At 74.0% G+C, this 22,204-nt stretch carries 22 protein-coding genes; 11 read left to right on the top strand and 11 right to left on the bottom strand.

The features are described from left to right. Positions 1–8: 8 nt before the first annotated feature. The 7 genes from ACEZDE_RS23970 to ACEZDE_RS23940 all read right to left on the bottom strand — a co-directional run bounded on the left by ACEZDE_RS23970 (position 9) and on the right by ACEZDE_RS23940 (position 6,748). The gene (locus ACEZDE_RS23970) at positions 9–1,268 is read right to left on the bottom strand and encodes a beta-ketoacyl-[acyl-carrier-protein] synthase family protein (RefSeq protein ID WP_380539373.1); all 1,260 of its coding nucleotides are present in this window, start codon (positions 1,266–1,268) and stop codon (positions 9–11) included. Beyond that, positions 1,265–2,890: a class I adenylate-forming enzyme family protein gene (locus ACEZDE_RS23965; protein WP_380539370.1), complete on the bottom strand. Its 1,626-nt coding sequence runs from the start codon at positions 2,888–2,890 to the stop codon at positions 1,265–1,267. Before ACEZDE_RS23965 ends, ACEZDE_RS23970 begins: the two co-directional genes overlap by 4 nt. 110 nt (positions 2,891–3,000) lie before the next feature. Next, positions 3,001–3,576 (bottom strand): hypothetical protein, encoded by a 576-nt coding sequence (locus tag ACEZDE_RS23960; protein ID WP_380539367.1) that lies wholly within the window; start codon positions 3,574–3,576, stop codon positions 3,001–3,003. Continuing rightward, positions 3,576–4,685, bottom strand: a complete 1,110-nt coding sequence (locus ACEZDE_RS23955) for a beta-ketoacyl synthase N-terminal-like domain-containing protein (protein ID WP_380539364.1) — start codon at positions 4,683–4,685, stop codon at positions 3,576–3,578. Before ACEZDE_RS23955 ends, ACEZDE_RS23960 begins: the two co-directional genes overlap by 1 nt. Then, positions 4,682–4,942, bottom strand: a complete 261-nt coding sequence (locus ACEZDE_RS23950) for an acyl carrier protein (protein ID WP_380539361.1) — start codon at positions 4,940–4,942, stop codon at positions 4,682–4,684. The genes ACEZDE_RS23955 and ACEZDE_RS23950 overlap by 4 nt, the downstream gene beginning before the upstream one ends. Continuing rightward, positions 4,939–5,226: a phosphopantetheine-binding protein gene (locus ACEZDE_RS23945; protein WP_380539358.1), complete on the bottom strand. Its 288-nt coding sequence runs from the start codon at positions 5,224–5,226 to the stop codon at positions 4,939–4,941. Before ACEZDE_RS23945 ends, ACEZDE_RS23950 begins: the two co-directional genes overlap by 4 nt. A gap of 79 nt (positions 5,227–5,305) precedes the next feature. Continuing rightward, positions 5,306–6,748 (bottom strand): class I adenylate-forming enzyme family protein, encoded by a 1,443-nt coding sequence (locus ACEZDE_RS23940; RefSeq protein ID WP_380539355.1) that lies wholly within the window; start codon positions 6,746–6,748, stop codon positions 5,306–5,308. 176 nt (positions 6,749–6,924) lie between these two features. On the opposite strand from ACEZDE_RS23940, the gene ACEZDE_RS23935 reads away from it, so the two are divergent. The 4 genes from ACEZDE_RS23935 to ACEZDE_RS23920 are packed head-to-tail and all read left to right on the top strand — an operon-like array spanning position 6,925 to position 11,173. Next, positions 6,925–8,019 carry an alpha-hydroxy acid oxidase gene (locus tag ACEZDE_RS23935; RefSeq protein WP_380539352.1) on the top strand — a complete coding sequence of 365 codons (1,095 nt, stop codon included), beginning with the start codon at positions 6,925–6,927 and terminating at the stop codon, positions 8,017–8,019. Next, positions 8,016–8,831: a methyltransferase domain-containing protein gene (locus tag ACEZDE_RS23930; protein ID WP_380539349.1), complete on the top strand. Its 816-nt coding sequence runs from the start codon at positions 8,016–8,018 to the stop codon at positions 8,829–8,831. Before ACEZDE_RS23935 ends, ACEZDE_RS23930 begins: the two co-directional genes overlap by 4 nt. A gap of 9 nt (positions 8,832–8,840) precedes the next feature. Continuing rightward, a complete protein-coding gene (locus tag ACEZDE_RS23925; protein WP_380539346.1) occupies positions 8,841–9,830 on the top strand; it encodes an alpha/beta hydrolase in 990 nt (329 codons plus the stop codon). Further along, positions 9,827–11,173: an aminotransferase-like domain-containing protein gene (locus tag ACEZDE_RS23920; RefSeq protein ID WP_380539343.1), complete on the top strand. Its 1,347-nt coding sequence runs from the start codon at positions 9,827–9,829 to the stop codon at positions 11,171–11,173. The genes ACEZDE_RS23925 and ACEZDE_RS23920 overlap by 4 nt, the downstream gene beginning before the upstream one ends. Here the strand turns inward: ACEZDE_RS23920 and ACEZDE_RS23915 are convergent. Next, entirely contained in the window at positions 11,170–12,627 is a 1,458-nt protein-coding gene (locus ACEZDE_RS23915) for an MFS transporter (protein WP_380539340.1), read from the bottom strand. The two genes, ACEZDE_RS23920 and ACEZDE_RS23915, sit on opposite strands and share 4 nt — an antisense overlap. Positions 12,628–12,815: 188 nt before the next feature. Here ACEZDE_RS23915 and ACEZDE_RS23910 point away from each other — a divergent pair, with 188 nt between their 5' ends. Then, positions 12,816–13,463: a TetR/AcrR family transcriptional regulator gene (locus tag ACEZDE_RS23910; protein ID WP_380539417.1), complete on the top strand. Its 648-nt coding sequence runs from the start codon at positions 12,816–12,818 to the stop codon at positions 13,461–13,463. An 18-nt stretch (positions 13,464–13,481) separates the two neighbouring features. Here ACEZDE_RS23910 and ACEZDE_RS23905 read toward each other — a convergent pair whose 3' ends face one another. The 3 genes from ACEZDE_RS23905 to ACEZDE_RS23895 all read right to left on the bottom strand — a co-directional run bounded on the left by ACEZDE_RS23905 (position 13,482) and on the right by ACEZDE_RS23895 (position 16,575). Further along, positions 13,482–14,246 carry an ABC transporter permease gene (locus tag ACEZDE_RS23905; protein ID WP_380539337.1) on the bottom strand — a complete coding sequence of 255 codons (765 nt, stop codon included), beginning with the start codon at positions 14,244–14,246 and terminating at the stop codon, positions 13,482–13,484. Between the two features lie 22 nt (positions 14,247–14,268). Continuing rightward, complete coding sequence (locus tag ACEZDE_RS23900) at positions 14,269–15,252, bottom strand: ATP-binding cassette domain-containing protein (protein WP_380539334.1); 984 nt, start codon at positions 15,250–15,252, stop codon at positions 14,269–14,271. Between the two features lie 93 nt (positions 15,253–15,345). Continuing rightward, positions 15,346–16,575, bottom strand: a complete 1,230-nt coding sequence (locus ACEZDE_RS23895) for a glycosyltransferase (protein WP_380539331.1) — start codon at positions 16,573–16,575, stop codon at positions 15,346–15,348. Between the two features lie 121 nt (positions 16,576–16,696). On the opposite strand from ACEZDE_RS23895, the gene ACEZDE_RS23890 reads away from it, so the two are divergent. The 6 genes from ACEZDE_RS23890 (at position 16,697) to ACEZDE_RS23865 (ending at position 22,197) form a co-directional block, all read left to right on the top strand. Continuing rightward, positions 16,697–17,629 carry a 3-oxoacyl-[acyl-carrier-protein] synthase III C-terminal domain-containing protein gene (locus tag ACEZDE_RS23890; RefSeq protein ID WP_380539328.1) on the top strand — a complete coding sequence of 311 codons (933 nt, stop codon included), beginning with the start codon at positions 16,697–16,699 and terminating at the stop codon, positions 17,627–17,629. Between the two features lie 131 nt (positions 17,630–17,760). After that, positions 17,761–18,048: a phosphopantetheine-binding protein gene (locus ACEZDE_RS23885; RefSeq protein ID WP_380539325.1), complete on the top strand. Its 288-nt coding sequence runs from the start codon at positions 17,761–17,763 to the stop codon at positions 18,046–18,048. Continuing rightward, positions 18,029–18,832: a hypothetical protein gene (locus ACEZDE_RS23880; RefSeq protein ID WP_380539323.1), complete on the top strand. Its 804-nt coding sequence runs from the start codon at positions 18,029–18,031 to the stop codon at positions 18,830–18,832. The genes ACEZDE_RS23885 and ACEZDE_RS23880 overlap by 20 nt, the downstream gene beginning before the upstream one ends. After that, positions 18,829–19,623 carry a 4'-phosphopantetheinyl transferase family protein gene (locus ACEZDE_RS23875; protein ID WP_380539320.1) on the top strand — a complete coding sequence of 265 codons (795 nt, stop codon included), beginning with the start codon at positions 18,829–18,831 and terminating at the stop codon, positions 19,621–19,623. The genes ACEZDE_RS23880 and ACEZDE_RS23875 overlap by 4 nt, the downstream gene beginning before the upstream one ends. Next, positions 19,589–20,488, top strand: coding sequence for a hypothetical protein (locus ACEZDE_RS23870; protein ID WP_380539317.1), 900 nt, complete (start codon positions 19,589–19,591; stop codon positions 20,486–20,488). The genes ACEZDE_RS23875 and ACEZDE_RS23870 overlap by 35 nt, the downstream gene beginning before the upstream one ends. Then, on the top strand, positions 20,485–22,197 hold the full coding sequence (locus tag ACEZDE_RS23865; protein ID WP_380539314.1) for a condensation domain-containing protein: 1,713 nt from the start codon (positions 20,485–20,487) through the stop codon (positions 22,195–22,197). The genes ACEZDE_RS23870 and ACEZDE_RS23865 overlap by 4 nt, the downstream gene beginning before the upstream one ends. Positions 22,198–22,204 lie beyond the last annotated feature (7 nt).

Here is a 22,204-nt window from a genome sequence, read left to right as displayed (position 1 = left end):
GGCGTGCTTCAGCGCGTGGCGTGGGTGGACGGCGGGCCGAGGACGAGGCTGATGTTGTGGCCGCCGAAGGCGAAGGAGTTGGTCAGGACGGCGCCGACCGGCGTGGTCCTGGCCGCGCCGCGGACGTGGTCCAGGGCGCAGGCCGGGTCGGGCTCGTCCAGGTTCACCGTGGGCGGCAGGATGCCCCGGCTCAGCGCGAGCGCGCTCACCGCCGCCTCCACCGCCCCGGCCGCGCCGAGCAGGTGCCCGGTCGAGCCCTTGGTGGAGCTGACCGCGGGCTGGTCCGCGCCGAACACCGTGTGCAGCGCGGCGGTCTCGGCGGCGTCGCCCAGCTTGGTGCCGGTGCCGTGCGCGTTGACATAGCCGATGTCGGCCGGGAGCAGCCCGGCCGAGGCGATGGCGGCCCGCATGGAGTCGGCCGCGCCCTCGCCGTCGGCCCGCGGCATGGTCGGGTGGTGGGCGTCGGTGGAGCCGCCCCAGCCGCGCAGGTCGGCGTAGCCGGCCGCGCCGCGGGCGTCGGCGTGGGCGGCCCGTTCCAGCACCAGCACCGCGCTGCCCTCGCCCAGCACGAAGCCGTTCCTGCGCAGGTCGAAGGGTCGGCTCGCCTGCTCAGGGTCACTCCAACCACGGGACAAGGCACCGGAGTTGGTGAAGGCGGCGGCGATCGTCGGATGGAGTGAGGACTCACTGCCCCCGCACACCACCACGTCCGCGTCGCCCGCCCGGATCAGCCGCAGCCCCTCGGCGACGGCCTGTGCACCGGCCGCGCAGGCGGTGACCACGGCCGAGCTGTAGCCGCGGATGCCGTGCTTGATGGCGACCCGGGCGGTGGCCATGTTGGACAGCATCCCCGGAAGCAGATACGGGCTGACGCCGGGTCGGCCGCGCCGCAGCCGCTTGTGCGACTGCTGCTCGAAGGTCTCCAGGCCGCCGCCCCCGGTGGCCAGCACCACGGCCACCCGGCGCGGGTCCGCGTCCCGGCCGACCACGATCCCGGCGTCGGCGAGGGCGTCGTCGGCCGCGGCCAGGGCCAGCAGCACGAAGCGGTCCACGCAGCGGGTCTCGGTCGGCGGCAGCACCTCGCGGCCGTCCACGGCCGGGGCGATCCCGGCCGCCTCCAGCCAGCCGTGCGCGGCGTGGCCCTCGGGCACGGCGCGGACCCCGGAGCGTCCGGCGGCCAGCGCGTCGAAGACCTCGTCCGGCTTCCGGCCGACCGGGGTGACCAGGCCGATCCCGGTCACCACGGCGGCGTCGCGGTCCCGGCTCATCGGGCGGCCACGGCGGCGAGGTGGCGTTCCCGGAGCAGGACCTTGCGGACCTTGCCGGTCGGGCCCAGCGGAATCCGGTCCTCGGATACCACCAGCACCTCGCGGACGACCGCGGCGGTGTGCGGGTCGAGCGCCGCGGTGACCTCCTTGGTGCGGTCGGCCTCCGGGTCGGCGCCGGGGTCGAGCTGCAGCAGGACGTCGGCGACCACCCGTTCGCCGCCGTCCCGGAACGCGACCACGGTGCAGTCCAGCACGTCCGGGCAGGCCGCGAGCACCCGTTCCTCCGACATCGCGGTGAACAGCCGCCGCCCGCCGCCGAGGTCCACCGAGTCCACCGCGCGGTCCACGTGGTAGTAGTAGCCCTCTTCGTCCCGGTACATCAGGTCGCCGGTGAGGAAGTAGCCGCGGACCCGGGTGCGGAAGGTGGTGGCGGAGTCGTTCCAGTAGCCCAGCGCCAGGGTGGGGGAGCGGGTGCCGAGCTCGCCGACCTCGCCGGGCCCGAGGGCGCTGCCGTCGGGGGCGAGCACGGCGCAGTCGACGAAGGCGTGCGGCCTGCCGACGCAGCGGCCGTAGCGCTCGGTGCCGGGGCCGTGCGAGATGAAGAAGTGCGAGTGGCCCATCTCGGTGGAGCCGAGGCCGTCCACGAAGAGCGAGCCGGGAATCCGGGCCCGGCCCTGCCGGGTGACCGTCTCCCGGGAGCCGGCGGCGATCAGCCGGCGGATGTGCGTCTCGTGGGCGCAGTCGCCGGTGTTCCACCACAGGGCGACCGAGTCCAGTTGACGGTCGCTCAGCTGATGGTGCGCCAGCTCGGCCCAGGTGGCCGCGAAGCCGATCACCCCGCGCGGGGCCCAGCTCTCGATCGCGTCCAGCACCCCGGCGCCGGACTGCCGGGACAGCAGCGCGATCTCGGCGTTGGCGCTCATCGCCAGGTTGACCGCGATCAGGGTGGCGGCGTGCGGCGCGGGCAGCGCGCTGAGCATCCGTTCCGAGCCCTGCGGACGGGGCAGCGCCAGCCGGTGCCGGATCGCCGCGAAGAGGCTCGCGTGCGAGTGCACCACCGCCTTGGGCATCCCGGTGGTGCCGGACGAGTGGGTGATCGCCACCGGGTCCTCGGACCAGTGCCGGTACGGCTCCGGCGCGGCGTCCGGGTCCGCGCCGACCGCGAGTGTGCCGACGGCCGGGAGCAGCGGGGCGCCCGGGTCGTGCTCGGCCAGCATGGCCGCGCGGGCCGGGTCGGCGAGGATGCCCACCGCGTTCAGCCGGGCGATGTAGCGGGCGGCCCGCCCACCGGGCACGTTCGGGTTGAGCAGCGCCGGGATCGCACCGAGCCGGGCCAGCGCGAGGAAGGCCAGCACATGGTCGGCGGCGTCGGTCGCGTAGACCGCCACCGGGTCGCGCGGGACGATGCCCAGCGCGTGCAGTGCCGCCGCCCTGGCCCGGACCGCGCGGTCCAGCTCGCGCAGGGTGAAGGGCTCCCAGGCGGCGTGGTCGTCGACCGGGGTGTCGAAGGTCAGCAGCGGCTCGTCGAGGCCGATGCCCAAGGCGATCCTGCTGGTCAGCACGTTGCCCGCGCCGACGTCCGGGTCGGCGGCGAGAAGCGCGCGGATATTGCGAGTGCTCACGGTGGTGGTCCCTCCCATGGCGGCGGCCATGCCTGTGACGGGTGCTGCGGTGACCGGTGGTGCGGGTGACCGGTGGTACGGCTGGACGAGGTGCCGGGCGGGGTTGTCGCTCAGGCGCTGCGGACCAGGACGGCGACGGCCCGGTCGTGCTGCGCGGGGTGTCCGGCGGGGACGGTGAGGACAGCGGGGTCGGCCGGGTCGGCCTGCTCGGCGGCGATGACGAGGACCAGGTCGGCGTCGCCGTCGGCGAGCAGGAGTTCCGCCAACGCCATTGCATCGGACGGCACTTCACCGGGATTGTCAGATACTGCGGGGCCGGGGCTGACCGCGACCACCGGGCCGGTGAGGCGGTGGCGTGCGGCGATGTGGCCGAGGACGGCATTGGGGTTGGACTGGAAGAACAGCAGCGGTGGCATCCGCCGGTCGGCCTGGGCCGCCGTGTCGATGGCGCGCGCAGTGGCCCGGTCGCCGCTGCGGCTGGTGAGCAGCAGCGCGGTCCGGTCCGGAACGGCTCGGTCGCCGAAGCCGGCCCGCAGGCAGCGTTCGGCGGCCACGGCGACCAGCGGGTTGAACGAGGAGGAGGTGAAGCCGGGAAGCGGCGGCGGTTCCAGGCCTTCCGAGTCGTTCGGGTCGTTCGAGTCGTCCGGAGTCGGCCAGCGGCCCTCGGCCAGGATCTGAAGTACCATCAGGCGGCCACCAGTAGTGCGGTGTTGGCGCCGCCGAAGGCCGAGTTGAGGCTGAGCGCATAGCGCGGACGTGCCTCGCGCGGACCGTCCAGCACCAGGTCGAGCCCGCAGTCCGGGTCGGGTCCGAGCCAGCCCGCGTTGACCGGGAGCAGGCCGTCCCGCAGCGCGGCGATGGTGACCGCCAGCTCCAGCAGTGCCGACGCCTCCAGGGCGTGGCCGTGCACCGCCTTGGTGGAGCTGACCGGGAGCCGGTCGGTGTGGCTGCCGAAGACCCGGCGCAGCGCGTTCGCCTCGGCCCGGTCGGCCAGCGTCGAGCCGGTGCCGTTGGCGTTGACGTAGCCGACCTCGGCCGCGGCCACCCCCGCCCTGGCCAGCGCGGATTCGGCTGCTCTGGCCATCCCGCCGCCGTCCGGGAGCGGACGGCAGACGTGGTGCGCGTCCCCCGACCGGCCCCAGCCGGCCAGCCCGGCCAGCACCGGGGCTCCGCGCCGCTCGGCCGCGGCCCCGTCCTCGATGACGACGGCCACGGCCGCGTCGGCGAGCAGGGTGCCGGACCGTCCGGCGCTGAACGGGCGCAGCTCGCCGTCGCGGGCCAGGGCCCGTCCGGCGTCGAAGGCGGCGAAGACGCCCGGCTGCACCAGGTGCCCGGCCGCGACCAGCACCCGGGACTGCCGACCCGCGGCGACCAGCGCGGCGGCGTCCGCCACGGCGGTGGCCGCGGCGACGCAGGCGCCGGTGTAGACCCGGGTCACCCCGGGGACGCCGCAGAGCCGGGCCGCTCCTTCGGCGACCCGCGCGGCGACCTCGGCGGTGCCCAGGTCGCTGTGCAGGGCGAGCAGCAGCGGGGTCTCCGTGCTGCCGTCCGGACCGGCCTGGCGGCAGGCGTCGGCGATGACCCCGAGCAGGGCCTCGGCCAGGGGCGGCGGGTCGGTCAGCAGTGCGGCCCTGGTCGTCCGGCGTCGGCTGACGTCGAAGCGGGACACGGTGTCGAACGCGGTCTTGCCGTAACTGACCGCTGCCGCCAGCGGTTCGAGCCCCCGGCCGCAGGCGCTGAGCACGCCGAGACCGGTGACCACGGGCCGGGCGGCGGGGACGGCGTCGCTGCTCATGGCTGAGCGGCCCCGGTGGGTCTCCCGGATTCGGCGGCCTCGCGTAGCACCTCGACGGCGTCGTCCACGGTGCGGACGGTGTCGATCCGCTCGTCGGAGAGGTCCAGTTCGATCCCGTAGCGCTGCTCGAACTCGGCTATCAGCCAGGTGAGTTCGAGCGAGCCGAGATCGTCGGGGACGGATTCGGGGGAGCGGTCGCCGAAGGTCGCCAGCATGGCCAGCACCTCGGCCCGGCCCAGCGGCGCGAGGTCGGTCACGCGGGGCTGCCGGACACGGCGGGGGCGGCGGCGCCGGTTGCGGCGATCCGGGCGGCGACGTCGGCGGTGAACTCGTCGAGGGTCATCAGCGCGGTGCCCTCCATCTCGTCCAGGTCGAACTTGACCCCGAACTCGTCCTCGACCTGGACCGAGAGGTCGGCCAGGGCCAGCGACTCCAGGTCGAGCCCGGCCGGGCCGAGGTCGGTGTCGCCGGTGACCTCGGTGACGTCGTAGTTCATCTCGATGAGTGTCGCGAGGACGAACGCGCGGATCCGGTCCTGCATGGTGTGCTCCTCGAACTCGTGCGGTGGCAGGGGGTGGTGCGGGCGGTGCGGTGGCAGTGACGTTCAGTGGCAGTGAGGTTCAGTGGTGCGGGTCTGCGGTGGTGCGCCCCGCGGCGACCGCCGCGCGGAGGCCGGTGACGTCGCGGAGCAGCTTTCCGGTGGCGGTGCGCGGCAGCGCGGCCAGCAGGGCGAGTCGGCGCGGGCGCTTGTAGGGCGCCAACTGCCTGGCCAGCAGCTCGCGGAGCCGGTCCGGCTCGGCGCCGGGGTCGCCCGACAGGTAGGCCTCGATGGCGCCCTTGTCGAAGACCACCACCGCCTCGCGGACACCGGGCAGCGCGGACAGCGTCTGCTCGACCTCGGTGAGGTCGACCTTGAGGCCGCCGACCGACACCTGCGAGTCCCGGCGGCCCAGTACGGTCACCCGGCCGGTGTCGGGGTCCACCCGGGCGGCGTCCCTGGTGTGCAGCCAGCCGTCGGACCAGCGGGCCGGGTCGGTCAGTCCCGGGTAGGGCGAGTCGGCCATGGCGATGTGCAGCTCGCCGCCCTCCTCGCGCAGCTCCAGCCCGTGCACCGGGGCGGACCACGGGTGCAGCTCGCCGGTCAGGTCGGTGGCGATCACCCCGAGTTCGGTCATCCCGTACATCGTTCCCAGCGGGACGCCGTAGCGGGCGCCGAAGGCGGCCGGGAGGCTGGGCCGGACCACCTCGCCCGCCACGATCATCCGCCGGAGCCGTGGCAGCGCCGGCGGCGAAGTGGCCCCCGCCAGCAGCTCGGCGTGGAACGGGACCCCGATCACGGTGCTGGGACGGTCGTCGGCGGCGATCGCGTCCAGGATCCCGGCGGCGGTCATCCGTTCCGGGACGGTCAGCGGGGCCCGTGCGTGCAGGCTGTTCAGCAGTCCGCCGACCAGGCCGAGCACATGCACCACCGAGGACAGCAGCACCACCCGTTCGCCCTCGCCGGGAAAGTCGGGAAGCTTGGCGTAGCAGTCGAGTTCACGGATCAGGTCGGCCGCAGTACGGCCGATGACCTTGGAGGGGCCGGTCGAGCCCGAGCTCAACTGCAGCAGTGCGTGCGGGGTCGCGGCCGGGCGTCCGGCCGGGAGCGGGACCGCCTCCGGCTCGACCTCGGCGAAGCCGCGCAGCGCCGCCGCGCTGCGGTGCTCCGCCCGGACCAGGACCTGCGGTCGCAGTCGGTCGAGTGCCAGGCCGATCTCATGGTCCGTCAGCCTGTGGTCCAGTAGCGTGACTTGAGCCTGCTGCTGCCAGCAGGCGAGCAGCGCGACGACGAAGCCGAGCGAGGGCGGCAGCCGCAGCGCGGCCGTCCCGCCGGGACCGAGCCCGGCGTCGGCGAGCCGCTCGCGCTGGGCGGCGACCAGCCGGCGCAGGGTGCTGCGGTCGACGGGGGAGCCGAAGCGCAGGCACTCCTCGTCACCGGGGCCGGAGAGGAGGAAGAGCTCGACCCATCCGTCCGGTGTTCGGGCATGCGGGGGAGGGGAGAGGAGAGAGCCGGTCAACGCCACTCCACGCATTGAGGAGGGAAATTATGGACGTCGGTTCACAAGTTGTTCGGTCAATTCCGAATGCAGACACTGGCACAGACGAACCGTCAAATCAAGGTCTATACCAATGTGGTCCAGACCTCCTACGCTGCCCGGCAGGGACTGGCCCGAGCGCGGCCACCCGGAGGGGGAGGCCGATGGCACTGCTCGCGCCGGCCGAGTTCGAGAGCGCCGCACGGGCCCGACTGCCCGCCGACGTCTGGGACTTCATCGCAGGTGGGAGCGGTGCGGAAAGCACCCTGGCGGCGAACCTGGCCCAGTTCGGCGACTACGCCCTGCGCCCCCGGGTGCTGGTCGACGTCGCCGGTTGCGACCCGTCGCTGACACTGCTCGGCTCGGAGCTGCGGGCGCCGATCGGGGTCGCCCCGATGGCCTACCACCGGTTGGTCGACCCCGAGGGCGAGGTCGCGACCGCCCGCGCCACCGGCCGCACCGGCACCCTGCTGATCGCCGGGATCTTCGCCAGCAGGACGCTGGAGGAGATCTCCGCCGCCGCCGAAGGTCCGCTCTGGCTCCAGCTGTACTGGCTGCGCCGCCGGGACGTGCTGGCCGGGCTGGTCGAGCGGGCCGAGGCGGCCGGCTACCGGGCACTGGTGCTCACCGTCGACGCACCGCGGATCGGCCGCAGGCTGCGCGACCTGCGCAACGGCTTCGCCGTCCCGGCGGACGTCCGCGCGGTGAACCTCGACCCGGAGCTGATGCGGGCCAGCCACCACGGCGACGCCGGGGCCTCCGGCATCGAGACTCATGCCAGGGAGCAGTTCGACCCCAGCCTGACCTGGGCGGATCTGGCCTGGCTGCGGGAGCGCAGCCGGCTGCCGCTGGTGCTCAAGGGCATCCTCACCGCCGAGGACGCCCGGCTCGCGGTCGAGCACGGAGCCGACGCGGTGGTGGTCTCCAACCACGGCGGACGGCAGCTGGACGGCGCGCTGCCCAGCCTGGCCGCCCTGCCCGAGGTGGTGGATGCGGTGCCGCCGGAGTTCCCGGTGCTGTTCGACGGCGGGGTGCGCAGTGGCGCCGACGTCGCCGTCGCGCTCGCCCTGGGCGCCCGCGCGGTGCTGGTCGGCCGCCCGGTGCTGTGGGGCCTCGCCGTCGGCGGCGAGGACGGGGCAGCCCAGGTGCTGGACCAGCTCAGCTCCGAACTGACGCACACCATGGCCTTGTTGGGACGACCCAGGCTCCGCGGCCTCGACCGCGGCGCCCTCAGCGAAAGAGCAGGACGGTACAGATGACCAAGCGGGCAGCGTTCCCCGGCTGGGACTGGGACGATCCGGACGGCCTCGCGGTCCGGCTCGACGCCTTCAGCGAGCAGGTGGCCGGGTGCGAGAAGCTCGAACCGGTCGCCGCGCGGCTGCCGCACGACCGGGCTGACTTCCTCGAACTCGGGCTTACCGGAATCGAGTTCGCCGCCTTCAGGACCACCCACCCGGCCGGGCTCGGCACCGACCTCGCGGTGCTGCGGGACGCCGCCGGCGCCGTCGCCAGCGAGCCGGGCACCCTCTACCGGGTCGACGGCGACCGGCTGTTCACCCAGCTGGACATCTCCGAGCCGCTGCCCTTCGCCGACGCCAGCGTGGACTGGGTCTACGCCGAGCACCTGATCGAGCATGTGACCATGCCGGTCGCGGTGGGCTGGCTGAGCGAGGCGCGGCGGGTGCTGCGGCCCGGCGGAGTGCTCCGGATCACCACCCCCGACCTGGCCCGCTACCTGGCAGGATATGTGTCCGAGGACGGCTTCCTGGCCCGGCACCGGCGCCGGCTCAGCATGCTGGGCTTCGGACCGCCGATGCCCGAGCGCAAGGCCTTCCTGGTCAACCAGATCTTCCGCTACTACGGCCACCAGTGGATCTACGACCTGGACGAGCTGCGGCACGTCCTCACCCGGGCCGGGTTCGCCCCCGGCGACATCCGGCTCTGCGGCTACCGCGAGGGCGTCCGCCCGGACGTCGCCGACCTGGACACCGCGTTCCGCACCGACGAGACGATCTACGTCGAGGCCGACCTTCCGCTCTCCGCTCCCCCCTCCACCACGACGACGGGCTGACCAGGACCCATGCCACTCCACCCGCAGGCGCTGGCCCTGCGAGAGCAGCGCTCCCGTTCCGGAGCACCGCCCCTCTACACGCTCAGCCTGGCCCAGGCCAGGGCAGCCGACCTCGCCGACATCCGCTCCGCCGCCGGGACACCGGAGCCGGTCGCCGTGGTCGAGGAGCACCGTATCCCCGGGCCCGGCGGGCCGCTGCCGCTGCGGCTCTACTACCCCGAGCGCCCGCGCCCGGAGGGGTCCGAGCCGGGCCGCCGCCCGTTCCCGGTGCTGCTCTACCTCTTCGGCGGCGGCTGGACCCTGGGCTCCCCGGACACCTCCGACGCCATCTGCCGCAGCCTCACCAACGCGGTCGGCTGCGTCACCGCGTCGGTGGGCTACCGGCTCGCTCCTGAGCACCCTTTCCCCGCCGCGCTGCGGGACTGCGAGGCGGCCCTGCGCCGGCTCACCGAGCACGCGGCCGACCTGCGGATCGACCCGGACCGGATCGCGGTCGGCGGCGACAGCGCGGGCGGAAACCTCGCCGCCGCGCTCACCTTGCTGGTCCGCGGCAAGGGCGCCGGCGGCCAGCGCGGCGCTCAGGACGGCGGCCCGGTGATCCGGCACCAGTTGCTGGTCTATCCCAACACCGACCGCCGTGCCGACACCGCCTCGCTGCGCGACAACGACGACCCGCACCTCTTCAACCGGCGCTCGGTGGACTGGTACTGGGGCCACTACCTGGCCGCCGCGGCGGACGGGGACGACCCGCTGGCCTCCCCGCTGCGCGCCGACGACCTGTCAGGACTGCCGCCCGCCACGGTGATCACCGCCGAGTACGACCCGCTGCGGGACGAGGGCGAGCAGTACGCCGAGGCGCTGCGGGCCGCGGGCGTCCCGGTGCTGGCCCGGCGCTTCGCCGGGATGCCGCACGGCTTCTTCGCGATGACCGGCCGTCTTGACGCAGCGGCCGAGGCCCAGCGGTTCGCCGCCGAGCAGCTCCGCGAGGCGTTCCGATGAGCGCCGACGCGGTCGCGCCGATCGCCCCGCTGGAGCTCGGCGAGCTGCACTCCTCCCTGGCGGATCCGCTGCTGGACGCGATGACCTTCCTCAACGAGGTCACCTCCCGCTACCCGGACGCCGTCTCCTTCGCCCCCGGCCGCCCGTACGAGGGCTTCTTCGAGCCGGAGGACGTCCAGGGCCACCTCGACACCTATCTGGACCACCTGCGCGAACGCGGCCTCAGCCGCGACGCGGTCCGCACCGCGCTGTTCCAGTACGGGCCGACCAAGGGCATCGTCCCCGAGCTGGTCGCCCGCACCCTGGCCAACGACGAGGGCCTCGCCGTGGCGCCCGAGGCGCTGGTGCTCACGGTCGGCGCGCAGGAGGGGATGCTGCTGGTGCTGCGCGCGCTCTGCGCCACCGCGGACGACGTGCTGCTGGTCAGCTCCCCCTGCTACGTAGGGGTCACCGGCGCGGCCCGGCTGCTCGACCTGACCACCGTGCCGGTGCCGGAGGGCCCGGACGGCGGCCCGGACCCCGAGGGCGTCGCCGCCGCGGCGCGCGCGGTGCGGGCGCGCGGGCAGCGACCGCGCGCGCTCTACGTGGTCCCCGACTTCGCCAATCCCTCCGGCACCAGCATGCCGCTTCCGGCCCGGTCCCGGCTGCTGGACACCGCGGCGGCCGAAGGGCTGCTGGTGATCGAGGACAACCCCTACGGCTTCTTCGCCCGCAGTCCCGGCGAGCGGCCCACGCTCAAGGCCCTGGACCGCCGTCGGCAGGTCGTCTACCTGGGCTCCTTCGCCAAGACCTGCTTCCCCGGGGCCCGGCTCGGCTATGTGGTCGCGGACCAGGAGGTGGCGGGCGCGGACGGCCGCCGGACCCTGCTCGCCGACGAACTGGCCAAGCTCAAGAGCATGACCACGGTGAACACCCCGGCGCTGAGCCAGGCGGTGATCGGCGGCATGCTGATCCGGCACGACTACCGGCTGCGCAAGGCCAACGCCGACGCCACCGCCTTCTACGCGGCCAATATGCAGACCCTGCTGGACGAGCTGGAGCGGCACTTCCCGCCGACTCTGCGGTCCCGCCTCGGCGTCGACTGGAACCGGCCCGAAGGGGGCTTCTTCGCGGTCCTCAGCGTTCCGTTCACCGCCGACGACGCCGCGATGGAGCACTGCGCCCGGGAGTACGGGGTGCTGTGGACGCCGATGGCCCCCTTCTACCCCGGCGGTGGCGGCGAACGGCGGCTGCGGCTGTCCTGCAGCTCGCTGACCCGCGCTCAGATCGTGGACGGCATCGCCGGCCTGGCCCGCTTCATCCGGGACCGGGCCGAGCGCTGCGCACCCCCGGACGGATCCTAGGCGGGCTCCTCGGTGGCGTGGGAGTCGGTGAGGGTGAGGGCGCCGACTGCCGCGATCGCGCCGACGACGACCGCCAGCAGGGCGTAGGTGATCCGCTCGCCGTGGAAGAACGACGCCACCAGGGCGTCGCTCCAGGCGCCCGCGGGCAGCTGGGTGGTGACCAGTGCGGCGATCATGGTGCCGACCACGGCGGTGCCGATGCTGCTGCCGACCTCCTGGGCGGTGTCGTTGAGCGCGGTGCCGATCGAGGTGCGGTTGCCCGGCATCGCGTCGACCAGCGCGATGGCGCAGATCGTCATGACCGTGCGCAGCCCGATGGTCATCACGACCATGCAGACCGCGATCGCGGCGTAGCCGTGCTCGACGCCCCAGGACAGGCCGGCCAGGGAGCCGGCCAGGCAGGCCGCGCCGACCAGGCAGGCTATCCGGTGGCCGAACCGGCCCGCGAGCCACTCGGACAGCGGGGTCGCGGCGATCATGGTCACGATGATCGGCAGATTCGCCAGGCCGGCCCGCACCGGGCTCCAGCCGTAGGCGTACTGGAAGTGGAGGATCAGCCCGAACATCACCGCGGCCATCGCGATGGCCGTGCCGATCTGCGCGATCGCCGCGCCGCGGACCGTGCCGTGGGAGAAGAGGCGCAGGTCCAGCATGGGCGCCGCGCTGCGGCGCTCGTGCCACACGAACGCGGTCCCGGCGGCGATGGCGCCCAGCACCGCCGCGATGGTCGGCGCGGAGAGCCAGCCGTGCTCGACGCCGCTGGTCAGCGAGTAGCAGGCGAGGCCGATGGTGGTGACGCTCAGCCCGGCGCCGGGCAGGTCGAGCCGGTCGCGGGTGAGGTCCTCGGGCCGGTCGGCCGGGACGCCGAGACGGACGCCGACGGCCGCGATCAGGGCGATCGGGGCGTTGACGACCAGCAGCCACTGCCAGGAGACGTGGGCCAGCGCGGTGCCGCCCAGCAGCGGGCCGAGGACGAAGCCGGACATGCCGACGACGATCATCAGGGTCATCGCGCGCATCCGCAGCGCCTTGTCGTCGAACAGCCGGAAGACCAGCGAGTTGGTGATCGGGGCCATCGCCGCGGCGGCGATGCCCAGGCCTGCCCGCAGGGTGATCAGCTGCCCTGCCGAGGTGACCCAGACGACACCGAGGCTCAGCACGCCGAACACGGCGAGGCCGACCAGCAGCACCCGCCGGCGGCCGAGCCGGTCGGCCATCGACCCGGCGGTCAGCAGCAGGCCGCCGAAGGTCAGCGAGTACGCGCCGGTGACCCACTGCAGCGCGGTGGTGCTGCTGTCGAGGTCCCGGCCGATCGTCGGCAGCGCGATCGAGAGCAGCGTGTTGTCGACCATCTCGACGAAGAAGGCCAGGCAGAGCGCGGCCAGGGGAATCCAGGCCGCTCGTAGGGACGGATAGGTGCGCGTCACGGCGGGCGCGGCGGTGGTCGTGGTCATGACGGTCTCCTCTCGGAATGTCGCCGAGCGGCCTCGGCTATCGAATGTGGTTCGATACTAGAACATGGTTCGAGAGTAGAACGAGGTTCGATGATGAGGCAAATTGTGATTGGATGGGCACCATGACCGGCCCGCGACCCCGACCCGCCGAACGTCCTCCCCGAGGACGTCAGCGTGCCTCGCACTCGATCGAGGCGGTGCTCAGCGCGGCGGTGGCCCTGCTCGACGAGGCGGGCGAGCCGGCGCTGACCCTGCGCGCCCTGGCGGCCAGGCTGGGCACCGGCGTGGGCAGCATCTACTGGTACGTCTCCGGCAAGGACGACCTGCTCGACCGGGCCATCGACCACGTCCTCAGCGGGGTGCTGACCACCGTCGAGGGGCAGGCCGGGAGCGGCGACGCGATCGACGACCTGCGGGTGATGGCGGTCACCCTGTTCGACGCGATCGTGGACCGCCCGTGGCTGGGCGGGCGCTTTATGCGCGGCATCGACGTGCCGGGCAACGCGCTGCGGCTCTACGAGGTCCTGGGGCGGCAGACGCTCCGGCTCGACCTCACGCCGCGGCAGCGGTTCTACGCCGTGTCGGCGATCGTGAGCGTGGTCGTCGGCAACGCCGTCGACATGGGGCAGGAGCCGCCCCCCGAGGTGCTGGACGGCGCGGTGGACCGGGAGGAGTTCCTCGGCCGCTACGCCGAGACCTGGCGCGGGCTGGATGCCCAGGAGTTCCGCTTCGTGCACGACATCGTCGAGGAGTTCGACGGGCACGACGACAGGGAGCAGTTCCTGGCCGGTCTCGACCTGACCCTGGCCGGTCTCAGGCTCCAGGCCGGGGCCTGAGACCGGGGTCCGTCCCGGTCAGCGGACCCGGCTGGAGAACAGTCGGGCCGACCAGAACACCGCCGCCACCGTCAGCAGCGCCACGATCAGCAGGCTCTGCCACACCGAGCTGTCGCCGAGACGGCCGGAGAACAGGGCGCGCATGCCCTGGACCGCCCAGTAGAAGGGGTTCCACTCGGCGGCCCCCTTGAGCCAGCCGGGGGCCAGCGCCAGCGGCAGCAGCACCCCGGAGAGCAGCGCGATCGGCTGGGCGATGGTGTTCACCACCGGGGCCAGCGCGGAGTCGTTGGGGACCAACAGGGCGATCCCGTAGGAGAGAGCCGAGGTCATCAGCGCCAGCAGGGCCAGCAGCAGATAGGCAAGCAGCAGGTTCAGCGGCTTCACCCGCAGGCCGAACGGCAGCGCCAGCAGGGTGATGATGACCGCCTGCACCATCAGCGCCACCACCTCCCGCAGCGCGCGCCCGAGCAGCAGCGCCAGCCTGCTCACCGGGGTCACCCGGGAGCGTTCCACGATGCCCGCGCGCAGCTCGCCGAGCAGGGTGAAGCCGGTGAACAGGCCGCCGAAGATGACCAGCACGGCGAGCAGTCCCGGCACGTAGATCTGGTAGGTCTGGGCGTAGGTGGTCGCCCCCATCGGGGCCAGCACCGGCTTCAGCAGCGGGGCGAACAGCAGCAGGTAGAACAGCGGCTGGATGACCCCGACGGCGATCCAGACCGGGGTGCGGGCCATCAGCAGCAGCTGCCGCTGGAAGACCAGCCAGGTGTCGCGGGCGAGCTTCATCGGTTCGTCAGCCTTTGCGTTCTCAGGTCTGCTTGAGCGAGCGGCCGGTGCGGGCCAGGAAGACGTCGTCCAGGCTGGGGCGTTGCAGCTGGACCGTGGCTGGCACCACGCCGGCCCCCTCCAGCGTCCGCAGCAACTGCGGGATCGCCGCCGCGCCGTTCTCGACGTAGAGCCGCAGCCCGTCCTCGCCCTGCGGTTCGAGCCGGTGCAGGTAGGGCTCGTCGCGCAGCGCCTCGGCGGCATTCGCGCCGGTCGCGGCGCCGCCGCCGGATTCCAGGCCGACCAGCACCACGTCCCCGGCGATCTCCCGTTTGAGCGCCTCGGGGGTGCCCTCGGCGACGACCTCGCCGTGGTCGATGATGGCCACCCGGTCGCACAGCGCGTCGGCCTCGTCCAGGTAGTGCGTGGTCACGAAGACGGTCATGCCCTCGGTGCGCAGCCTGCGGATCTCGTCCCAGACCTGGCTGCGGCTGGGCGGGTCGAGGCCGACCGTGGGCTCGTCCAGGAACAGCACCCGGGGTTCGTGGATCACGCCGAGGGCGATGTCCACCCGGCGGCGCTGGCCGCCGGAGTACGTGCCGCAGTTGCGGTCGGCGAAGTCGGCCAGATCGAAGGACTTGACCACGTCCTCGGCCCGCTGCTGCGCCCGGGTCTTGCCGGTGCCGTACATCCGGGCCTGGAGCACCAGTTCCTCCCGGCCACTGACGGCGTCGGCGGTGCCGCCGCCCTGGGCGACGTAGCCGATGCGGCGGCGCACCCCGGCCGGGTCGGAGCGCAGGTCGGCCCCGGCGATCCTGGCCTCGCCGCCGTCCGGGCGGATCAGCGTGGCGAGCATGCGCAGGGTGGTGGTCTTGCCGGCCCCGTTGGGGCCGAGGAAGCCGAAGATCTCCCCGACGCCGACGTCCAGGTCGATGCCGCGGACGGCGTCGACGGTGTTGGCGTCGGAGGCGGATCTGCGGCGATTCCGGGACTGGAAGGACTTGCGCAGTCCCTGGGTCTCGATCAACCAGAACTCCCGTGCTGGGATGGGGTTGCCGGGGCACTCGTGAACCGGTGCTGCGCGCCACCCTAGGGTCTCCGGCGGTCCGGAAACAATGGCCTAGACCAATGGATTTCCCGGAACCGGCGCACCCGCCGCCACCTGCTCCAGCCGGTCGGCCGCCGCCGCCGCGCCCCCGCAGGACCGCAGCGCCGCACCGGTCCTGGCCGCCGCGGCGCGGTAGCCGGGCTGCTCCAGGACGTCGCGGACGGCCGCTGCCAGCCGCTCCGGAGTGACCCGGGCGAACGGCACCCGCAGGCCCGCCCCGGTCGCCGCCAGCTGCGCCGCCACGATCGGCTGGTCATGCCGGATCGGGGCGGTGACCAGCGGAATCCCATGGCCGAGCGCCTCGCCCACGGTGTTCATCCCGCCGTGGCAGACCACCGCGTCCAGCAGCCCGCGCCGCAGCAGTTCCAGCACCGGCACCCGCTCGGCCGCCACCGCGTCCCGGGGGAGCGGCGGCAGCAGGTCCGGCGGCGCGGCGATGACCGCCTGCACCCCGGCCTCGGCGCAGCGGGCCAGCGCGGCGACCGCCCTGGCGTGGAAGTCCGCGCTGACGTCGGCGGCCAGTGTGCCCATGGTGACCAGTACCCGGCGGCGGCCGGGCTCCAGCCGCTCCCACGGGAAGCCAGCACTGGGCTGACGCTCCGACAGAATCGGTCCGACCAGGGCATAGTGATCCGGGAAGACGGTCCGGCCGGTCAGCGCGGGCCCGGTCAGCGCGAGCACCAGTTCCGGCGAGAACCGGGGGTCGGTGAACTCCTCGGGCGGCAGCCCGGCCCGCTGCCACAGCTCGACCAGCCGCTGCCGCATCCAGGCCTCGACCTGCGGCAGCGCCCGGAACGGCCGCCCGATCTCCATCGCCCCCGGCGCGAAGCTGGCCCAGCGCCGCCCGTGCCGGTGCGCGACCAGCGCCCCGGCCGGCGTGTGCTGGTCGACCAGCAGCAGGTCGGGCCGGAACTCCTGGACCGCCCGGTCCAGCGCCTTCGCGGTGAACCGGGCGTACGGGACGATGAAGCCCTCCCACAGCGACCGGACCGCGGCCAGGCCGCTCCCGCCCTGGGCCCGGAACAGCCGGCTGCCGGTCGCCAGCACCTCGGCGTCCGGCCCGAGCAGCGGGCGCAGCACCGGCTCCGAGCCGGACCAGGCCACCCGGTGGCCGCGTGCGGCCAGTTCCCGGCCGATGCCGACGGTCGGCAGGATGTGCCCGGCCAGCGGCGGGACCACGATCAGCACGCGGCTCGCCGGGGCGGGTATGCCCTGGTCGGGACGGGTTTCAGGGGTGTGCATGGCGGCTCCACCTGCTCGACGGCACGGGGGCGGGACCGCGGCGCGGGCCGCGGCAGGACTGCGACGGGCCCGGGGCCGGGGATCTTGTGCTGCCCGCCGGGCGGTGGTGATACTAGCCCGCGTGACCGCACTGGAGGCAGTGGCCGTCCACCTGCCCCACGACACCGTGACCATCGAGGCGGTGGGGGAGCGGATCGGCCTGACCCCACGTCAACTTCGACTCTTCCGCCGCTTCCACGGTCTGGACCGGGTGCGCCTGGACCCGGCCGGGACGCTGCTCGACCTGCTGACAGGAGCCCTCGACGCGCTGCCCGAACTGCGCGGACGCGAGCACCGGGTCCGCTTCGTGCTGCACGCGCGGAGCATGCCGGTGGCCTCGCCGCATCCGCTGAACCCGCTCCGCGACCTGCTGGAGGCACGCGGCCTGACCAGGGCCAACGCCTTCACCGTGACCCACCACGCCTGCGCGGTGGGCCTGCTGGCCATCGACCTGGCGGGCAGGCTGCTGGCGTCCGAACCCGATCCGGACGCGCTCGCGCTGGTGCTCGCCGGGGAGAAGACCTTCACCCCGGACGCCCAACTGGTGCCGGAGACCGCGATCTTCGGCGAGGGCGCGGCGGCCTGCCTGGTCCGCGCCGACGGCCCGCGGGACCGGGTGCTCTCCTACGCGGTGCGCCAGCGGCCGGACTTCGACGGCAGGCTGGCCGAGGATCCGGAGCTGCTGGCCCGCTACCAGCGGGAGTACCCGGACACCATGGTCGAGACCATCGAAGCGGCCCTGGACCAGGCCGGAACTGGTCTGGACCAGCTGGCGTTGCTGCTCCCGCACAACGTCAACCGGGTCTCCTGGCACGGACTCTGCCGCCGCCTCGGCTACCCGCTGGAAAAGGTGGTGCTGGACAACGTGCCGTCGGTCGGGCACAGTTTCGCAGCGGACGCTTTCATCAATCTCCACACCGCCACAACACGCGGTCTGCTCCAGCGGGGTGACCGCTACCTGATCGCCGCATCCGGCATCGGAGCAACCTTCTCGGCCATGGTCGTCGAACACTGACGCACCATCACCCCGCCGCACCTCCTCGCCACCGCCGGCCCCGCCCGGCCGCGGTCAGCCATGCCCACTGCCACCACTGCCATTCATCACCGCCATTTCCACATCGTGAGCACGACGGGACGGGCCAACCCATGGAAGAAACCGCAGTCCACGCCGACCCCCGGCTGCGCGGGGAGGTACTGCGCGGCATCAACGACCTGCTGCCGCGGGTGCTGAAGCGCGAGCTGACCGAGATCCCGGAGAACGCCTGCCTCTTCGACGACCTGGGGCTGACCTCGGCCGGAACCCTGGAACTCATCCTGGAACTGGAGGAGTCCCTGGACATCCAGGTGGACGTCGAGGAGATCGGCGAGGACGACCTGCGCTCCGTCGCCAGCCTGGCCGACTTCGTCGCCGGGCATGTCATCGACGAGGACTGACGCCGTGGCCGGGCTCGGCGTCGCCCGGGTGCTGAGCCTGGACCTCGACGGCAGGTCGGAGACCTCGCTCGACCCCGACCTGCGGGTCTTCCTCTCCGATCTGGTCCGCCCGCACGGGCTGGCGCTGCGCGAGGACCTGCTCGGGCAGGGGGTGGGGCACGCCTTCGGCGAGATGGGCGAGGTGCTGCTGCGCGCGGCGCTGGCGCCGGACGAACCGGTGGACCTGCTGGTGGTGGCCTTCGACATGCCGGACGTCCAGCCGGGGCGGGCCAACGCGGTGTACCTCAGCCGGTTCTGCCCCGGCGCGCCGCTGGCCTTCGCGGTCTGCGACCAGGGCACCTCGGCGGCCTTCACCGCGCTGCGGATCGCCGCCGACTGCGCCCGCACCGGCGACGTCCGCCGGGCCGTGGTGCTGGTGATGGAGCAGACGGCGCTGCACTACGTCCCGGACCGGCCGGTCACCCTGCCGCGGCGGAACCGGGCCGTGGCGCTGGTCTGCGAGTGGTCCGAGGACGGGGGCATGACGGTGCGTCAGAGTTCGGGCAGTGACCTCGGCCCGGACCAGGGCGCCGAGCTGGTCCGGATCGGGCGGAAGGCGCTGGGGCCCGACACCGCGGTGATCCTCGGCGCGGACCTGCCGCCGGGGCAGCCGCTCACCGGGGTCTGGACCGAACTGGCCGACCGGCTGCCCGGCTGGCGGGCCGAACACCGCCCGGTGCTGGTCGCCGACCTGGACCGGCGGCACGGCCGGCTCAGCACGCTCGCCCTCCCGGCGCTGCCGTGACCGCCGCCCCGACCTCCGTCGACTTCTGGACCGTCCGCGCCGACCAGCCCGCCCCGGTGGCGGCGGTACTGCGGCGGCTGCTGGACCGCACCGAGCGGGAGCGGGCCGACGCCGCCGCCGACCCGGTCCTGGCCGACCGCTTCACCGTGGTGCACGGCGCGGTCCGGCTGCTCACCGCCGAGCGGCTCGGGATCGCCGCCGCCGACCTGGTCTGGCGGTACGGGCCGCACGGCAAACCCGAGCCCGAGCAGGACCGGAACCGGGGCCGTACGCTGCGGCTCAGCTACTCGGGCTCCGGGCCGCTGGCCGTGCTCGCGCTGGCCGAGGACCGCCGGGTCGGCGCCGACGTCGAGGAACTGCGGGACGAACGGGTGGCCGCCCGGATGGCCGGGCGCTACTTCCCCGAGGCCGACCGGCGCTGGATCGCCGAGGCGGGCTCGGCGGCGGGCGCTTCGGACCGCTTCACCCGCCTCTGGTGCCGCCGCGAGGCCGTGGTGAAGGCCTACGGCGGACGGCTGGCGCAGGGCCTGGGCCTCCGGCTGGGCGGTGCGGCCCCGGTGCGGCTGGCCGAGGCCGGCTCGCTGGACGCCGGGGCCTGCCTGGTCAGCGACGTGCCGGTGCCGGAGCCGTTCCGCGCCGCGGTCGCGGCCGAGGGGGACCGGCCGTTCCAGGTGGTCCGCTGGAGCTGGCCGGACGACTTCCCCGCATTCAACGAACTCCTGCTGGACTCTTCGATCCGAGGACGGAAGACGCGATATGACGATCCATCAATCAACGCTGCCCGCGGGTGACGCGAGCCCGCTGCCGACCGAGGCGGCCGGGGTGGTGCTCTACCCCGCGCCGTTCGAGGCGGTGGTGGAGCTGCTCCGGCGCGGCATCGACACCCTGGCCTCGGCGGAGGAGTTCCCCAAGCTCGCCATCCCGCCGGTGGTCGCCCGCAGCCTGGTGGAGCGCGCCGGGTACGTGCAGGCCTTCCCGCAACTGCTCGGCACGGTGCACAGCTTCGCCGGGACGGCGGCCGAGTGGAAGCCGCTGAAGGAGCAGGCGGTCGAGGGCGGCGACTGGCACACGGAGCAGCGGCTGAGCGATCTGGTGCTGCTGCCCGCCGCCTGCTACCCCGTCTACGCGGGCCTGGCCGGGCGGGAGTTGGCGGAGCCGGAGCGGTTCGCGGTGGCCGGGCAGTGCTTCCGGCAGGAGGCCACCAGCGAACCGGGGCGGCTGCGCAGCTTCCGGATGGTGGAGCTGGTCACCGCCGGGACCGAGGAGCACTGCCTGGCCTGGCGCGGCACCTGGCTGGAGCGGGTGGCGGACTGGTTCGAGCGGATGTCGCTGAAGGCCGAGATCGAGGTCGCCGACGACCCGTTCTTCGGACCGGGCCGCCGGATCTTCCAGGCGGCCCAGCGCGCCCAGGAGTTGAAGTACGAGCTGAAGGTCCCGGTGGCGGACGGGCTGGTGCAGGCGATCGCCTCGGCCAACTTCCACAAGGACCACTTCGGCGAGGCCTTCGGCTTCACCAGCGGCGGCGCCACCGGCAACACCGCCTGCACCGCCTTCGGCATCGAGCGGATCGCGCTGGCCCTGCTGCACGCCCACGGCGACCGTCCGGCCGAGTGGCCGGAATCGCTGGTCTCCGCGATCGCCGGGGCCGACGCATGAGCCGGATCACCGTCCGCTACACCGGCGGGAGCAGCGGCTCGGGGCCGCTCACCCTGGGCCAGGACAACATGATCCGCTGTATCCGCCGGGACGATCCCGAGCAGATCAACAAGCAGGCGGTGTGGCCGGTCCCGGAGGGGACGGACCTCCCCGCCGCGCTCGCCGCGCTGCGCGCCCTGGCCGAGCGGCACGAGTCGCTGCGCACCGTCTTCCCGCCCGGCCCGGACGGCTTCCCGAGCGGTCAGCAGGTGCGCGCCGAAGGGGAGTTCGACGTCACCGTGGTCGAGGCGGGCCCGCTGGACGGCCCGGCGCTGGACGCCTTCGCGGGCGAGCTGGCCCGTACCGACATCGCGGTGGCCTTCGACCTGGCCGAGGACTTCCCGCTGCGGTTCACCCTGGTCACCCGGGACGGGCGGCCGGTCCGGATGGCCGTGGTGGTGTGCCACTCCGGCGCGGACGGGGCGTCCACCGCGCTGCTGGTCCAGGAGTGGCTGCTGCTCGCCTCGGGCAAGGAGCTGCCGCCGTCCACCGCGCGCACCCCGCTGGAGGTGGCCGCCGCCGAGGGGTCCGCGCTGGGCCGGCGGCGGGCCAAGACCTCGCTGCGGCATTGGGAGCGGGTGCTGCGGACCAGCCCGCAGGCGGTGTTCGCGGAGTCGCGGATCGTCGGCCCGCCGGACACCGTCTCGGTGCTGATCCTGCGTTCCCCGGCCGCTGCCCGCGATCTGGAGGCCGCCTCGCAGCGGACCGGGGCCACCCCGTCCACGGTGCTGCTGGCGGCCTTCGCCGCGCTGGTCGCGCACCGGGCGGACCAGTCCGAGCTGGTGATCGCCGCCCTCTCCGCCAACCGGCACCGCCCCGGCCTGGCCGACTACGTCGGCACCCTGGCCCAGGACGCCTTCCTGGCCGTGGACGCCGGCGCGGAGGACCTGGACGAGCTGATCGGCCGGACCAAGGCCGCCTCGCTGGCGGGCTACTGGCACAGCAGCTTCGACGCCGACCAGGTCTGGCGCATGATCGACGACATCGCGCACCGGCGCGGCTCCCGCTACGCCCGCCATGTGGTGGTCAACGACCTCAGCCTGACCATCCCCGAGTCCGCGTTCGACGACGCGGCGGCGTCGTCGGCGGCCGACCCGGAGATCAGCTGGTTCCCGGACGAGCGGATCCCGACCCGGCTGATGTTCAACATCATCCGGGTCGGCGGCAGCCTGGAGTTCGCGCTGCTCACCTGCCCGCAGGTGCTGGACCGGGCCGAGACCGAGCAGTTCGCCCGGGGCCTGCTGGCCGTGGTCGCGGCTGCCGCCCGGGGGCCGCTGCCGCTGGCCGGCCTCGGCGCGCTGACCGGAGTCCGGCCGGGCGTCCGGACCGGGGACTGGCGGCTGGTCGGCGGCTCCTGGATCGACCTGGACGCGGTCCGCGCCCTGCTCGGCGCGGTCCTGGCGCCGGAGGTGCGGTTCCGTCTGGACGCCGACGGCGGACCGCTGACGGCGCGTCTGGCCAGTGCGGACCCGGACCGGCTCAGCCCGGTCGAGGTGCACCGCGCGGTGGTCGCCGCCCTGCCGAACCGGGACACCGCGATGGCCCCGCAGCACTACGTGGTGCACCGGGGCCCGGCCGACCCGGCGGCGGACTGGGACGCCCTGCCGGTCGTCGCCGAGGGCGACGGGCGCGACCCCGCCGTCCCGGACTGGGAGGCGCTGCTCGGCTGACCAGCCG

This window comes from Streptacidiphilus cavernicola (assembly GCF_042510955.1).
In the GTDB taxonomy this organism is placed as follows: Bacteria; Actinomycetota; Actinomycetes; order Streptomycetales; family Streptomycetaceae; genus Streptacidiphilus; species Streptacidiphilus cavernicola.
The sequence above is the reverse complement of the archived record's forward strand: the minus strand, read 5'-3'. Positions and strand labels throughout refer to the sequence as shown.